The following is a 15106-nucleotide window of genomic DNA, read 5'->3' as shown; positions in this document are numbered from 1 at the left end:
TTTTTTGATACTGCTTACGTATAACCATTTGTACACTTTTAAAAAATAGGGAGACAACAACATGAGACAACTTAAAATCACCAAGCAGGTAACTAATCGTGAAACTGCATCGTTAGATAAATATCTACAAGAAATTGGAAAAGTTGACCTAATTACTGCTGATGAAGAGGTAGAATTAGCACAAAGAATAAAGGCTGGTGATCAAAGAGCTTTAGAAAAACTTACAAAAGCCAACCTGCGTTTCGTAGTATCGGTGGCTAAACAATATCAAAATCAAGGATTAACTCTTCCAGATTTAATTAATGAAGGAAACTTAGGTTTAATTAAAGCCGCACAGCGTTTTGATGAAACTCGTGGTTTTAAATTCATTTCTTATGCTGTATGGTGGATTCGTCAATCGATTCTTCAAGCTTTGGCTGAACAGTCTCGTATCGTACGTTTACCATTAAACAAAATCGGTTCTATCAATAAAATCAACAAAATGTATGCGTTATTAGAACAATCTAACGAGCGCCCGCCTTCTGCTGAAGAAATTGCAAAAGAACTAGATATGACAGTAAACGACGTAAAAGAGTCAATGAAAAACTCTGGCCGTCACTTATCAATGGATGCACCTCTTGTTGAAGGAGAAGATTCTAACCTTTATGACGTATTACGTTCTGGTGAATCTCCAAACCCAGACAGAGAATTAATTCACGAATCTCTTCGTACTGAAATTGAGCGTTCTTTAGAAACATTAACTCCAAGAGAAGCTGACGTTGTTCGTTTGTATTTTGGACTTGGTGACCAGCACCCAATGACTTTAGAAGAAATTGGAGAAACTTTCGACTTAACTCGTGAGCGTGTTCGTCAAATTAAAGAAAAAGCAATCCGCAGATTGAAACATACTTCAAGAAGTAAAATCCTTAAAACTTATTTAGGATAAACAATATTAAATTTCAATATTTAAAATCCCAAATTCCAATCTAATTGGGATTTTGAATTTATAATTTGGAATTTTACCGCAAACAACAGTTTGATTGACTGTTCGTTTTTTGATTGATGATTGAAACTCCGGCTGATTACCGGAGTTTTTTATTTCTTTTTTTTAACGCAAAGTGCGCAAAGAATTTACGCAAAGTGTACAAAGATATTTTAACTGTTAATCCAAAAGCTTTCAAAGAATACAAAGCTTTGTGAACTTTGTATTCTCCAAATAATTTTAATTAAAACTTTGCGAACTTTGCGAAAAACCTTTGTGCACTTTGCGGTTAAATTATCCCGTTCAGCATAAAAAAATTATCTTTGCTATAAAACAACACACAATGAAAAATACATTTATTGCTCCTTCGGTTCTTGCAGCAGATTTTGCTAATTTACAGCGCGATATTGAAATGATAAACAACAGTCAGGCTGATTGGTTTCATATTGATATTATGGATGGAGTTTTTGTTCCAAATATTTCTTTCGGAATGCCGGTTTTAGAAGCTATTTCAAAACATGCAAAAAAATATATTGATGTTCATTTAATGATTATCGATCCCGATCGTTATATCAAAACTTTTGCAGATTTAGGTGCAAATGGATTAACTGTACATTACGAAGCATGCACACACTTGCACAGAACGCTTCAAGCTATTAAAGCAGAAGGAATGAAAGCAGGAGTGGCCATGAACCCTCACACTAACATTGATCTCTTAGAAGACGTTATTAACGATATTGACGTAGTTTGTATTATGAGTGTGAATCCTGGTTTTGGAGGACAATCATTTATTGAAAACACTTACGATAAAGTAAAAAAGCTAAAAGCATTAATTACACGTAAAAACGCTTCAACTCTTATTGAGATTGACGGCGGTGTTACGAACAAAAATGCAAAACAATTAGTAGAAGCTGGTGCAGATGTATTGGTTGCTGGAAGTTTTGTTTTTAAAGCCGAAAATCAAATTGAGACTATCGCAGATTTAAAAGCTCTTACTGCTTTTTAAGTTTCTCAAATTCGGAAAGAAATCAATTCCTGTCATTTTTTCTAATGTCTCAATTGGCACAACAAAATCATAAATAGATTTATCACTTTCTTCATTGGGAACTAGAAAAGCAATCACTTTATGCTCTTTTCCTGATTTGGCTAAAACAATTTTATAAAAATATTTAGGAACAGAAACTTTTTCTGTTCCTATTTTTTTGTCCGAATCTTTTAGAATACCTCCCGTTACTACATAAATATCATTGTATTTTCCTGCCCAATAACGTGTTTTTTGCTCTAGCCTATTCCAAATCCCAGCATTAAATTCTTTTTTTTGAGGAGAAATATTCGAAGTATAAAAAGTGTCGTTATACGCGTCTTTACTAAATTCCATATCTCCTGCCGGGCAAAGATGCCCCTTGTCATAACCAGATTTTTTATAATTCCTCCAGTCTGCAGAACCTGTGGTTACTTTTGGATCTTCAATAAAGTAAGGTCTTTTATAATCGTGGTTTTTCAAATATTCTTTCTTCAATTCATAAGCAACCCATTCGGCCTGCTCGAACTTTTCATTATACGAAAGTGTATAATATTGATGCTTTATAATTTGCTTTGTTGTCGAGGTTGGAAGATAAGCTGCAGTATACAAAGAATCTGTAACAGTGGAATTTTCCACAAAAGGGACAACTGCATTTTCGATTACACCTTCTTTGATTTCCACATTTTCTTTTTTACAAGAAAGTAACGCAAAACTCATCAAAAATAAAGCTAGACAACTTTTCATAAACCTTTTTAATTAAAGGCTAAACTTACAAAAAAACGCTCCATAAATTCAAAAATTTACAGAGCGTTTTTTTAACAAATTAAATTCTGCTAGAACTTAAGACTTTACAAGTTTATCCTTTTTCATTTTAGGAGAAACGTTATTACTTTTTACCAAACCTTTAGTTTGTAAATCATCTAAAACATTTAGTGCTTCTTCCACATAAACATCTTTTGATAATGCCTGGTGCCATGCATCTCGTTTTTCTTTTAAAGTTGCATCAGAATTCATTTCAGCTTCTTCGTAAGGCAGAGATTTAAAAATCAAATTATTTTTATAATCTGAAATTGGCTTGTATTTTTTACCCTCATTTTCAACTTGTTCTTGAGTAGCTTTGAAACTATTGATGTTTAAGCTATAAGTATTCTCTTTATTCTTAACATCAATCCATTTTGCATTATCATCAATTAATTTGAACTGAGCATTTTGAGCGATTCTATTTTTACTATTATTAATAGCTTTATTGAAATTCTCGCTAGAAGTCCAAGTGCTGTAATCTGCTGGATCAATTTTATCCCATGGCATTGCATTGTCAATATCTCTTTCTCCCATTTTTAGGTAAGCGTAACGATCTGGCATAACAACATCACTATGAACGCCTTCCAATTGCGTAGATCCACCATTGATTCTGTAGAATTTTTGACCAGTAATTTTTAAAGCTCCAAGATCGCCGTAGTTTGCATTACGAACAAACTGGTTCAAATCTAATACGTTTTGTACAGTTCCCTTACCGTAAGTTTGTTTACTTCCGATAATTACACCACGTTTATAATCCTGAATTGCAGCTGCTAAAATTTCAGAGGCAGAAGCAGAAAAACTATTTACCATGATCACTAATGGACCATCCCATTCGATCTTTTTATCCTTATCGTATAAAACTTCTTTCTTTTTACCAGCAGATTTAACCTGAACAATTGGCCCTTCTTCGATAAATAATCCAGCAATATCAACTACTGTAGAAAGAGATCCACCACCGTCATCACGCACATCTAAAACAATTCCGTTGATGTTTTCTTTTTTCAATCTCTCTACTTCAAGAGCGATATCTTTTCCAGCATCACGTCCGTCTTTGTTTTCAAAATCGATATAAAACTTAGGAAGATAAATCACACCATATTTTAAACCATTTTTCTCCACAATACTAGACTTAGCATACGTTTCTTCAATTTCAACCACATCTCTGATAATTGATATTACTTTGATACTTCCGTCAACCTTTTTAACTGTAAGTTTAACTTCAGTTCCTTTGTGACCTTTAATTTTCTTCACAACATCATCCAAACGCATTCCAACAACATCTACCGGCTCCTCATTACCTTGAGCAACTTTCAAGATTAAATCACCAGCTTCAAGTTGTTTTCCTTTCCATGCAGGTCCGCCAGAAATTAATTCATCAATTTGAGTGAAATCATTTTTCTTAGTCAAACGAGCTCCAATACCTTCCAATTTACCACTGATGTTTACATCAAAACGGTCTTTTTCTTCAGGTGCAAAATAACTTGTATGCGGATCAAAACGAGTCATTATAGAATTCAAATACACTGAAAACCAATATTCTCTGTTCAAATCTTTAATTACACTAAAATTATCGTCAAGCGATTTTAAAGAACTTTCGCGTGTTTCTTTTTCTAAAGCATCAAAAGATTTTTCTTTGTAAGAAGCATCTTTTTTCTTTTTTTCTTCCTCAATTTTTTGCTTTGTTACAAGAGAAGAAAGTGTAGATAACTTAATTTGTTTTCTCCATCTTTCATTAATTTCGTTTAAGTTCTTTGCATAAGGAATTTTTTCATAATCAGCATCGAAAGTTTCATCAACATTGTAATTAAACGGCTGTGCTAAAATTGATTTATAGCGTTTTTTACTTTCTTCCATACGCTTCATCAACCTTGTATAAGTTAGGTTGAAAAAGGTAATATCTTTATTTAAAAATTGATCATCAAGCATTAATTCATACTGCTTAAATTCATCAATGTCCGACTGAAGAAAGAATCTTTTAGAAGGATCTAACGCTTCAATATAATCCTTAAAAATACCTTTTGAGAATTCATCATTTATTTCTGCTGGGCTATAATGTCCTTTTTCAATTACAAATGCTAGTAACTCTAAAAGTGTCTTGTCTCTATTTGGATCTGGGTCGATTGTTCTATCGGCATTCATCTTAAATGCAAATAATGTAAGCGATAAGCACAATACGGCTATGAGTATCTTATAATTTCTTTTCATAAACTTTATAATAGCATTCATCAATTTTTTTATCTAAGTTACGTTAAAAACTATGCCACGAGAGCTAACGTCACGATAATTTTTTGTTAAAGATATAAAAATGTTTAATTCGCAAAAAAGTTCTTTAACTTAGTTGACAAAATTTACATTATTTGTGACTTATCACGAGAAATCTGTCACTACATTTGTTTTTAAAATCTTACAATTGTTAAAATTACACATAATATTCATAAAATGAAAGTTGAAAAACCTTTAATACTGGTTACAAATGATGATGGCATTTTGGCTCCTGGCATACGAGCTCTTATCAGTGTCATGGAAACCATCGGCGAAGTAATCGTCGTTGCGCCAGACAAACCTCAAAGTGCCATGGGACACGCCATAACGATTAATAACACTTTGTTTCTCGATAAAATTTCTAAAGATGATGACACAATTGCAGAATACAGCTGTTCTGGAACTCCTGTCGATTGTGTAAAACTGGCAGTTAATGAAATCTTAAAACGTAAACCAGATTTGTGTGTTTCGGGAATTAACCACGGTTCAAATTCCTCCATAAATGTAATTTATTCTGGAACTATGAGTGCTGCCGTTGAAGCTGGAATAGAAGGAATTCAAGCCATTGGTTTCTCTCTCTTAGACTTTGATTGGAACGCCGATTTTGAACCTGTAAAGTCTTTTGTCAAAAAAATTGCTTTAGAAACTCTAGCTAATAAGCTGCCTCCAGGTGTAGTTTTAAATGTCAATTTTCCGAAATTAAAAGAAACAGAAATTAAAGGAATTAAAGTTTGTCGACAAGCGAAAGCTTACTACGCACAAAAATTTGACAAAAGACAGACTCCTTTTGGCAAAGATTATTACTGGCTTGCAGGTAAATTTGTAAACGAAGACCAAGGCGAAGATACAGACGAATGGGCCCTTGAAAACGGATATGTTTCTGTAGTTCCGGTACAATTCGATCTTACTGCCCACCACTCTATTCAACAACTTAATACATGGAAATTAAATGGTTAAAGAAATACTTATCGGTTTTATAATCGGGATTTTTACCGCTCTTCTAGGAAGTTATTTGTTCATCACTTTTTTTACAAATTTTGATATTTCTTCTGGCATTCATATCATTAAACAGCAGGGATATCTTGGAAAAATTATCACTTTAGGAACACTTCTAGATCTGGGTGTTTTTGCAATTCTTTTAAAAAGAAACAAAGAATTAATGGCTCGCGGCGTAATTTTAGCCGTGATTGTATTGGCCATTTCTACATTAGTTATTTAAATCTTATCTTTGCTTTGTTACAATAATTGCTGAATTATAATTTGAGCATTTTTCAAAAAAACCATTATGAAGTATTACATAATTGCAGGTGAAGCCTCTGGAGATTTACACGGATCTAATTTAATGAAAGCTTTATATGCTGAAGATCCGCAAGCAGACATTAGATTTTGGGGAGGCGACTTAATGCAGAAAGCTGGCGGAACTCTTGTAAAACATTACCGAGATCTAGCTTTTATGGGCTTTATTGAAGTGGTTTTTAATTTGAAAACCATTTTAAACAATATAAAAATCTGTAAAAAAGACATAACTGAGTTTAAACCAGATGTACTTATTTTTATTGACTATCCTGGTTTTAATATGCGAATTGCAAAATGGGCAAAAGAATTAGGCTATAAAACTCATTATTATATTTCACCTCAAATTTGGGCTTGGAAAGAAAACCGAATCAAAGCAATCAAACAAGATGTCGACAAGATGTTTGTTATTTTGCCTTTTGAAAAAAGTTTTTACGAAGACAAACATCAATTTCCAGTTGATTTTGTCGGACATCCTTTAATTGATGCCATTCAGAATCAGCCTGCGTTTGACGAAGCTTCGTTTAGAAAAGAAAATAATTTAGGTGAAAAACCAATTATTGCTGTTTTACCGGGAAGCCGTAAACAAGAAATTACCAAAATGCTGAGCGTAATGTTAAGTGTTGTTGATGATTTTCAAGATTACGAATTTGTAATTGCCGGCGCTCCAAGTCAGGAATATGAATTCTATCAGCAGTTTCTAAAAAACAAAAATATTGCGTTTGTTTCGAATAAAACCTACGATTTACTGCGTTCTTCAACAGCAGCCTTGGTAACTTCTGGGACAGCTACTCTTGAAACGGCACTTTTTAAAGTTCCCGAAGTAGTTTGTTACAAAGGAAGTGAAGTTTCCTATCAAATTGCGAAACGTATTATTACATTAAAATATATTTCTCTCGTCAATTTAATTATGGATCAAGAAGTTGTAACCGAATTGATCCAAGCCGACTGCAATAAAAAACGAATTAAAGAAGAATTACAAAAATTATTAGAGCCTGAATATCGCTCTAAACTGCTTCAAAACTATGATATTTTAGAGCAAAAACTTGGAGGGGTCGGCGCGAGCACTAAAACGGCAAAACTTATAGTTGCCGATTTAAAAAACAATTAATTACTACGTTTTGAAAAGAATTATAATTTTCCTGCTTTTGGCTGTTGCTTTTACTTCTTGTAAATCGACTTCAACTGCCGTAAGCAAAAGCGAGTCTAAAAGAGAAAATAGAACTTTAGTTCACAATTTAATCGAAAAAGCAACTGACAATATTGGCGTTCGATACAAAGCGGGAGGGACTACAAAAAGCGGCTTCGACTGTTCTGGATTAGTTTACACAACATTCGAAAGTGAAAATATAAAATTGCCAAGAAGCTCATATGACCAAGCTAAAATTGGAAAAGTAATTCCGCTGAATGACGCCAAAAAAGGCGATTTAATTTTCTTTAAAACCAATAAAAGCAGACAAATCAATCATGTGGGATTAATTACAGAAGCCAATTCAGATGAAGTAAAATTTGTTCATTCTTCCACTTCAAAAGGGGTAATTATTTCTTCTACAAAAGAACCTTATTACAAAAACTCTTTTGAACAGGTAAACAGAGTTCTTCCTTAAAAATTCTAATTTTTTTATTATTTTTCTTACAAATATTTAATACTTTTAAGCCATGAAAGTATTAGATTTTCCGTTAGTTAAAATTACTATTGCCTTTAGTTTAGGAGTTATTGCCTCCTATTATTTACATTTATCAGTACCACTGATAATGATTTCGCTTTCATCATCTTTTGTAATATTTTGTTTTAACTATTTCTGGAACTTAAGACATAAAAAGAAATATATCTCATTTGGAGTTTCGGTATATTTCCTATCATTTCTTATTGGCGTCATCACGCTTATAAGTCATACCGATAAACTTCAAAAAACCAATTACACACATTGCCAATCTGTATACGAAAAACCAGAATCTGTAACTTTAATACTGAGAGAAAAATTAAAAAGTAACGATTACAGCGACCGTTACATTGGTCATATTAAAAGTATTTCAGATAAAATTTATACTGGAAAAATAATAGTTAACATTCAAAAAGACAGCACGCCAAATCGTTTGATAATTGGAAATACTATAAAAATCCAAACCTCTTTACAGGCTAATAAATCAAACAAAAATCCGAATCAATTTGATTACAGCAGATACTTGTCCGACAAACAAATTTATGCTCAGATTTACTGTCAAAAAAAAGATATTCTAGTCAGCAAAACCGTTACCAAAGACATTTGGTATTACTGTGCTAGACTACATTCACGAATAGTTTCAAACCTCGAAAAATCAGAATTTAATAAAGCAGAAATGAATGTTGCCCTCGCTTTAATTTTAGGGCAACAGCAAGAAATTTCACAAGATATTATTCTGGATTATCAATATTCTGGTGCAACTCATATTTTGTCTGTTTCGGGTTTACATGTTGGTTTTATAATGCTATTTATCACCTTCATTTTAAAACCAATTCCAAATACAAAAAAGGGCTCTTTTATTAAACTTGCTTCTATTTTAATTTCTCTAGCTGGATTTGCAATTATATCAGGATTATCACCATCGGTTTTAAGGTCCGTTGTAATGTTTTCTTTTGTAGCTGTTGGAAATCATTTAAGAAGAACTGGTAATATTTACCACACCTTATTAGTCTCAATTTTATTAATATTACTTTTTGAACCCTATTTTTTATTCGATGTTGGTTTTCAATTAAGTTACTTGGCGCTATTCTTTATCCTTTGGCTCCAGCCGCTTCTAAAGAATATTTATACACCAAAGAACAAACTAACAATTTACATTTGGGAAGCACTCACTGTTTCCTTTGCAGCACAAATAGGGACTTTACCGCTTTGCTTGTATTACTTTCATCAATTTCCAGGTTTATTTTTTGTGACTAATATAATTATTCTTCCTGTTCTGTCTTTTATAATGATCGCAGGAATTGTTGTAATGATTATGGCAATTTTTACAAGTCCGCCATTGTTTATAACATTGATTTTTGAAAAAAGCATCTATTTATTAAATCTAATGATTCACGCAGTTGCTTCAGTAGATTCTTTTGTTATCAGAGATATTAGTTTCAATTCTTATCATTTACTTACATTTTATCTCTTTATTATTTATAGTATTCTCTGGTTTAAGAAGCCTAATTACAATAAATTAGTGTTGACATTTTGTTCCTTAATTTTAATTCAGATTGCATTTATTGTAACTAAATTTCAAATTGAAAGCGAAACAGAATTGATTGTTTACAACGAAAAAAATAATACTCTAATATCTGAACGTACAGGAAAAAATATTGTTTTGTATACAAGAGATACCACTTTTAATAAAAATAAAAACAAGAGGAATCTCAACATGTATCTTGTAGGAAACTCCATTGCTTTGAATAAGATTAAAGAAATTAAAAATCTTCTTTATTTTAAAGATAAAAAACTCCTTATAATTGATAGTACAGGAATTTATCCTTCTAAGTCAGCACCTGAAATTCTCATTCTAACCCAGTCTCCCAAGATAAATCTAGATAGAATATTAAAAGATATTCATCCGAAAATCATCATTGCAGACGGCTCGAATTCAAATTCAATTCAAAAGACTTGGAGAAACAGCTGCCTCAAAAAAAATATCCCTTTTCATTCTACGAAAGAAAAGGGATACTATAAATTATAATTGCTTTTTTATTCTGGGTTTAAAATCAAATTGGACTCGGAAATCCAAGCTTTAACGCCGGAAGACATGTAAGAAATGAGACCCAGTTTATTAAAATTAGTTTTCCCTTTTCTCACTGCAACTTCCGTAAAGCAAACCTGCGGAATTTCTTCAATACCAAAAGCATTTTTTAGTCTTAAATTTTGCTCTTTTGCCGAATCTGTAATTGAAGCATCTGAAAGGTCTAATTTTACTAAAATAACATTTTTACGAGACCAGTCCTCAAAGTCGCGAGTCGCAAAAATTTCATTTTGAAGCTGTGGATTTACGCCTTGACCCGTAAAAAAAATCAATAAGGGTTTTCTTTTTTCAGCACTAGTGGCCACGGCCTCATTAATGTCTGTTTTCCATATTATGTTCTGGGAATGAATCAACAATGGACTTAAAAATAGTAGTAGGATAAGTAGTTTTTTAGGCATATAATTTGAGTTTTGGTTATGTTAATAAAATCTAAAATAATATAAATAATTATATCAAATCAATTATTTAATGAATTAATAACCAAGTTCTAAGCATTAAAATCAAATTAATAATAATAAGCCTCTTTTTTAATAAATGTTAAATAAACACTACTAAAAAACATCAAATTCGCTGTCGTAATTTCTGACAACAAAAAAACCCCTTCTTTTTAAACAAAAAAGGGATTAAAAAAAATTAAATAAAAGTTAAATGAAATCGTATTATTCAGCTGGATGTAAAATCGAATTCGATTCTGCAATCCAAGCTTTTGCTCCTCCAGGTTTATAAGCAATTTTCCCTAGGGCACTGAATGTAGTCTTGTTTTTTCTTACTGATGCCAAAGCGAAACATACCTCTGGAAGATCTTCAACCCCAAATGCATTTTTCAGTTTTACATTTTGTTCGCGATCGCTTTCAGAAGCATTCACATCTGATAAATCGAGCTTTACTAAAATCACGTTATCACGCGACCAAACGGCGAAATCTGGAGTTTTAAAAATTTCATTTTGAAGATTTTCTGGTACACCCGAGGCAGTAAATAAAATCAGCATTGGTTTTCTTTGGTCGTTACTTATCGCAATAGCATCGGTCATGTTAGTTCTCCATGCTAAATTTTGCGCTTTCATCATAAATGGACCTAAAAAAAATAGTAGGATAAGTAGTTTTTTAGTCATATTAATTGGTTTTGGTTAGATTAGCATGACGAAATTAACATAATATTTTAATTTTCCAATTTTTATTACCACAAAAAATACATTATATGTTTTTTTATTTATAATAAAATATAAAATATGTAATTAGAATAAATGATAAGAAATATTTTCTTACTAAACAAAAAAAGCCTCTTACAAATTGTAAGAGGCTTTACTATTTATTTAAGATTTTAAGAACTATATTTTTTTTGGATGAACAATTCCTTCTGCTACAGTTAACCATGCAGATGGTCCACCAGCAACATATCCTGTTTTACCAAGACCTTTAAAATTGATTTTTCCATCCTTAGATTCTGCACTAGTGAAGAAAATAGTCGGAAAACCTTGAATTCCAAAAGCTTGCTGTAATTCATTGTTTTGACTTCTGATTTCTGGTGTCTGAGCAACACCTCTTGGATAATCCAGTTCTACTAAAACCACGTTCCCAGATGCCCATTTTTTGAACTCCTCTGTTTTTAAAACTTCATTCTGCAGTCGAATACACCAGCCGCACCAGTCACTTCCTGTAAAAAACATCAACATAGGTTTTTGTTCTTTGTTACTTACAGTAATAGCTTCCCTTACATCTGTATACCATTTTAATTCTTGTGCCTGAGCATTCAACGCACCAATTAAAAATAAAGCAATGAGTACTATTTTTTTCATAATGAGAAATTTTTCACAAATTTACATAAAAAAACAAATTGTAAAATGAATCTATTTTACTTCTTGCATTAATTTTTTAAGTACAGGCGAAATCGCAATTAACACAACTCCAGCAACAAGTGAATAGATCGCTAGTTGATAATATCCTTCTGTATACGATTGTAATTTAGACATTAAGGTATCTCCAGTGTTTGATCTTGATATTTCTGCTCCTAATTTTCCAGCTGCCAACTGTCCAAATGCGCTTGCCAGGAACCACAAACCCATCATCATTCCAAATAATCTTTTTGGAGAAAGTTTGGTAATGATTGACATTCCTATTGGTCCTAAACAAAGTTCACCAATTGTTGTTACCAAATAAGCGAAAGTGAAGACATTTAAAGAAGCAATTCCTTGAGAATTAGCAAAAAACTTAGTTAAATAGAAAATATAAAACGAAGCTGCCAAAAACAAAAATCCAATTCCGAATTTAATCAGGGTATTAGGTTCAATTTTTCTTTTTCCCATCCAAATCCACAACAATCCAATCAGCGGACTTAAAACCACCACGAAAAACGTATTTGAACTGTTATTGATAATGTTGGGATCAATATTAAAAAACAATAATTTGTTATCTAGATTGTCTTTTGCAAAAAGTGATAACGAACCACCGCTCTGCTCATAAATTGCATTAAATAAAAGATAGAAAAACACAAATAAAAACGCCGCAAAAAGCTTTTTCTGAAGTTTAACATCTCCCAGCTTTATCAATTCATAAGTAAAATACAATACAGCAATAATACCAATTGTATACATGAAATAATCCGTATAATCAGTATTCTTAACCATTATAAAAATAAATGGAATACTTAATAGCGATAATACATAAACCGCGATTTCGCGAATTCTTCTTTTAGATGGCTGTAAATCCAATAAAGGAGAATCACCAATTGGTCCCAAATATTTTTTAGTAAATAAAAATGTAATCAATCCCAAAAACATTACTAATGCTGCTGATAAGAAACACAACTGCCAAGAATAATATTTTCCTAAGTAGACACACAAAGCACCTCCAAAAAGACCTCCTACATTTATACCAGCATAAAACATTCCATAACCAGCATCCCTTCTTCCATCATCTTCTTTATACAGCTCTCCTACCATTGAAGAAACGTTTGGCTTAAAGAAACCAGTTCCAATAATTGAGAATGCGATTCCGTAATAAAATAAATCGTGAGGAGATACAGCTATTAAAAGATTGCCGAGAATCATTACGATTGCGCCAAAGAAAAGCGATTTTTTAAAACCCAGCACTTTATCGGCAAAAATACCTCCAACAAAAGTAAAGGCATAAACAAAAGCTTGAATAGCCCCATATTGCAAACTAGCATGATCTTCTTTCAAAAAAAGCTGATCAACCATAAAAATTGTAAGCACGCCCCGCATTCCGTAGAAACAGAAACGCTCCCACATTTCAACAAAAAACAAGTACCACAATTGCTTTGGGTACTTGCCTTCAAAATTTTGAATTTCTTCTAATGTAATTTTCTTTTCCATTTTATCTAACACCATGCATCATCTTTTTCAAGAATGGAGTCAACGCAAATAATATAATTGCAGCAATACCTGTAAGTACCACAAACACCATAAAAAATTCATATAAATTGTGAATTTCAAATCCAGCAAAAAAGTGATTTGCTGCACTAATCTGATGCTTTTCTAAAAGAGCTAATTGCTCTGCAGTTGGCGTTACCGTTTTATCTAAAATAGCTTGAAGATCGATTCCTAATTCTTTTGCTTTGATGAATTTATCGCCTGTTGCAGGTAAAATAGAACCTAAAGTTCCTCCTAATGCATAACCTGATGCATTAGACAAGAAGAATACTCCGTATAACAAAGAAGCAAAACGTTTTGGAGATAATTTACCAACCAATGATAACCCAATTGGAGACAAACATAACTCTGCACATGTATTTAAGAAATATAATAGAATTAACCATTTAACCAATAATAAACCAGAAGTTCCAATGTAAGAAACCTGAGTCGCAATCATGAAGAAACTTATCGAAATAACAACAAGACCTACAGCTAATTTTACAGGAGAAATCGGTTCTTTTCCTTTTGCTCTCAAAGTATCCCATAAAATACTAAACGGAACTGCTAATAATACCACAAATAATCCGTTAAAAATCTGCACCATTGACGCAGGCATTTGAAAACCAAAGAAGTTTCTATCTGTTTGGTTATCTGCAATAAAAGTTAATGAAGAACCCGCCTGCTCGAACGCCGCCCAGAAGAAAATAATAAAAAATGAAACAATATAAATTACAATGATTCTATCTCTTTCGATTTTTGTCAGCGACGAATCCGAAATAATCAAACCAGCCAATGCCAATCCACTTGAATAAATCAAAGTATAAATTAAGTTCTGACCTACAACATAATGAAAAAAGAATCCTAAAGCGATAAACGCAATTCCAGCAAGTGTTAAAGCTTTACTTGAAAAGTTTGCCTGCTGTGCTTCTCCTTCTTCAAAATCAGAAGCATCATTTTTAGAAGGAAGTCCTCCTAATGGTTTACCTTCTGGAGAAACTACATATTTATTTTTTAAGAAGTAAAAAAGAATTGTTCCTAACAACATTGCAATAGAAGCTGCCATGAATCCCCATCTAAAAGCATGAATATCTCTAATTCCTCCAGCATCTTTCACATCTCCTAATAAAGGACAAATTGACTGACCTAAAAAAGCTCCGATGTTGATTCCCATATAGAAAATAGTAAAAGCACTATCTAATTTTGTTTTTTCTTGTTTAGGATACAAACTTCCCACCATACTCGAAATGTTTGGCTTGAAGAATCCGTTACCAAAAACAATAACTCCTAATGCAGAATACATAATTGTTTTGGCCAAACCTAAGTTAGATTCAAAAATACTGCCGCTGGTAAATAAAAGCATTTGCCCAATTGCCATTAATAATCCACCTAATAAAATACAGTTTCTATTACCTAAAAAACGATCGGCAACGAAACCACCCAACATTGGCGTTAAATAACAAAGTCCAAGAAAACCTCCGTAAATCAATGAGGCTTCTTCTTCTTTCATTAATAATGAATTTACAAGAAATAAAGTCAATAAAGCCCGCATTCCATAAAAATTAAACCGCTCCCACATCTCCGTCCCAAACAATACCCAAAGTCCTTTTGGATGTGCAGTTTTTACTTTAGTTTCTACCATAT

14 protein-coding genes are annotated in these 15106 nt (G+C 32.4%); 7 read left to right on the top strand and 7 right to left on the bottom strand.

What is annotated here, in order from left to right; translation table 11 throughout:
- Positions 1–61 precede the first annotated feature (61 nt).
- Both HYN86_RS06655 and rpe read left to right on the top strand, forming a co-directional pair.
- Entirely contained in the window at positions 62–925 is an 864-nt protein-coding gene (locus HYN86_RS06655; RefSeq protein WP_007804760.1) for a sigma-70 family RNA polymerase sigma factor, read from the top strand.
- 379 nt (positions 926–1304) lie between these two features.
- A complete protein-coding gene (gene rpe, locus HYN86_RS06650; protein ID WP_113677332.1) occupies positions 1305–1967 on the top strand; it encodes a ribulose-phosphate 3-epimerase in 663 nt (220 codons plus the stop codon).
- Here the strand turns inward: rpe and HYN86_RS06645 are convergent.
- The gene (locus HYN86_RS06645; RefSeq protein ID WP_113677331.1) at positions 1944–2729 is read right to left on the bottom strand and encodes a DNA/RNA non-specific endonuclease; all 786 of its coding nucleotides are present in this window, start codon (positions 2727–2729) and stop codon (positions 1944–1946) included. The two genes, rpe and HYN86_RS06645, sit on opposite strands and share 24 nt — an antisense overlap.
- 96 nt (positions 2730–2825) lie before the next feature.
- Positions 2826–5012, bottom strand: a complete 2187-nt coding sequence (locus tag HYN86_RS06640) for a carboxy terminal-processing peptidase (protein WP_113677330.1) — start codon at positions 5010–5012, stop codon at positions 2826–2828.
- 213 nt (positions 5013–5225) lie between these two features.
- On the opposite strand from HYN86_RS06640, the gene surE reads away from it, so the two are divergent.
- The 5 genes from surE to HYN86_RS06615 all read left to right on the top strand — a co-directional run bounded on the left by surE (position 5226) and on the right by HYN86_RS06615 (position 10034).
- Positions 5226–6005: a 5'/3'-nucleotidase SurE gene (gene surE / locus HYN86_RS06635; protein ID WP_113677329.1), complete on the top strand. Its 780-nt coding sequence runs from the start codon at positions 5226–5228 to the stop codon at positions 6003–6005.
- The gene (locus HYN86_RS06630; RefSeq protein WP_113677328.1) at positions 5998–6267 is read left to right on the top strand and encodes a hypothetical protein; all 270 of its coding nucleotides are present in this window, start codon (positions 5998–6000) and stop codon (positions 6265–6267) included. The genes surE and HYN86_RS06630 overlap by 8 nt, the downstream gene beginning before the upstream one ends.
- 66 nt (positions 6268–6333) lie before the next feature.
- Positions 6334–7452: a lipid-A-disaccharide synthase gene (gene lpxB, locus HYN86_RS06625; RefSeq protein WP_113677327.1), complete on the top strand. Its 1119-nt coding sequence runs from the start codon at positions 6334–6336 to the stop codon at positions 7450–7452.
- Positions 7453–7462: 10 nt separating this feature from the next.
- Positions 7463–7948, top strand: a complete 486-nt coding sequence (locus HYN86_RS06620) for a C40 family peptidase (RefSeq protein ID WP_113677326.1) — start codon at positions 7463–7465, stop codon at positions 7946–7948.
- Positions 7949–8000: 52 nt separating this feature from the next.
- Positions 8001–10034: a ComEC/Rec2 family competence protein gene (locus HYN86_RS06615; RefSeq protein WP_113677325.1), complete on the top strand. Its 2034-nt coding sequence runs from the start codon at positions 8001–8003 to the stop codon at positions 10032–10034.
- 8 nt (positions 10035–10042) lie between these two features.
- On the opposite strand, the gene HYN86_RS06610 is transcribed toward HYN86_RS06615, so the two are convergent.
- The 5 genes from HYN86_RS06610 to HYN86_RS06590 form a co-directional block, all read right to left on the bottom strand.
- The gene (locus HYN86_RS06610; RefSeq protein WP_205334636.1) at positions 10043–10492 is read right to left on the bottom strand and encodes a thioredoxin domain-containing protein; all 450 of its coding nucleotides are present in this window, start codon (positions 10490–10492) and stop codon (positions 10043–10045) included.
- Between the two features lie 261 nt (positions 10493–10753).
- Positions 10754–11206: a thioredoxin family protein gene (locus HYN86_RS06605; RefSeq protein ID WP_113677324.1), complete on the bottom strand. Its 453-nt coding sequence runs from the start codon at positions 11204–11206 to the stop codon at positions 10754–10756.
- A gap of 216 nt (positions 11207–11422) precedes the next feature.
- Positions 11423–11890: a thioredoxin family protein gene (locus HYN86_RS06600; RefSeq protein ID WP_113677323.1), complete on the bottom strand. Its 468-nt coding sequence runs from the start codon at positions 11888–11890 to the stop codon at positions 11423–11425.
- A gap of 51 nt (positions 11891–11941) precedes the next feature.
- Entirely contained in the window at positions 11942–13426 is a 1485-nt protein-coding gene (locus HYN86_RS06595; RefSeq protein WP_113679871.1) for a peptide MFS transporter, read from the bottom strand.
- A 1-nt stretch (position 13427) separates the two neighbouring features.
- Entirely contained in the window at positions 13428–15104 is a 1677-nt protein-coding gene (locus tag HYN86_RS06590) for a peptide MFS transporter (protein ID WP_113677322.1), read from the bottom strand.
- Positions 15105–15106: the final 2 nt, after the last annotated feature.

The sequence above is a fragment of the Flavobacterium fluviale genome, assembly GCF_003312915.1.
Lineage (GTDB): Bacteria > Bacteroidota > Bacteroidia > Flavobacteriales > Flavobacteriaceae > Flavobacterium > Flavobacterium fluviale.
Note: the sequence above shows the minus strand (reverse complement) of the source record. Positions and strands in the feature narration are given on the sequence as shown.

Excerpts from the sequence above, each read along its gene's own strand:
- HYN86_RS06655 (WP_007804760.1), top strand. The coding sequence starts at position 62 with ATGAGACAACTTAAAATCACCAAGCAGGTAACTAATCGTGAAACTGCA.
- rpe (WP_113677332.1), top strand. The coding sequence starts at position 1,305 with ATGAAAAATACATTTATTGCTCCTTCGGTTCTTGCAGCAGATTTTGCT.
- HYN86_RS06645 (WP_113677331.1), bottom strand. The coding sequence starts at position 2,729 with ATGAAAAGTTGTCTAGCTTTATTTTTGATGAGTTTTGCGTTACTTTCT.
- HYN86_RS06640 (WP_113677330.1), bottom strand. The coding sequence starts at position 5,012 with ATGAATGCTATTATAAAGTTTATGAAAAGAAATTATAAGATACTCATA.
- surE (WP_113677329.1), top strand. The coding sequence starts at position 5,226 with ATGAAAGTTGAAAAACCTTTAATACTGGTTACAAATGATGATGGCATT.
- HYN86_RS06630 (WP_113677328.1), top strand. The coding sequence starts at position 5,998 with ATGGTTAAAGAAATACTTATCGGTTTTATAATCGGGATTTTTACCGCT.
- lpxB (WP_113677327.1), top strand. The coding sequence starts at position 6,334 with ATGAAGTATTACATAATTGCAGGTGAAGCCTCTGGAGATTTACACGGA.
- HYN86_RS06615 (WP_113677325.1), top strand. The coding sequence starts at position 8,001 with ATGAAAGTATTAGATTTTCCGTTAGTTAAAATTACTATTGCCTTTAGT.
- HYN86_RS06610 (WP_205334636.1), bottom strand. The coding sequence starts at position 10,492 with ATGCCTAAAAAACTACTTATCCTACTACTATTTTTAAGTCCATTGTTG.
- HYN86_RS06605 (WP_113677324.1), bottom strand. The coding sequence starts at position 11,206 with ATGACTAAAAAACTACTTATCCTACTATTTTTTTTAGGTCCATTTATG.
- HYN86_RS06600 (WP_113677323.1), bottom strand. The coding sequence starts at position 11,890 with ATGAAAAAAATAGTACTCATTGCTTTATTTTTAATTGGTGCGTTGAAT.
- HYN86_RS06595 (WP_113679871.1), bottom strand. The coding sequence starts at position 13,426 with ATGGAAAAGAAAATTACATTAGAAGAAATTCAAAATTTTGAAGGCAAG.
- HYN86_RS06590 (WP_113677322.1), bottom strand. The coding sequence starts at position 15,104 with ATGGTAGAAACTAAAGTAAAAACTGCACATCCAAAAGGACTTTGGGTA.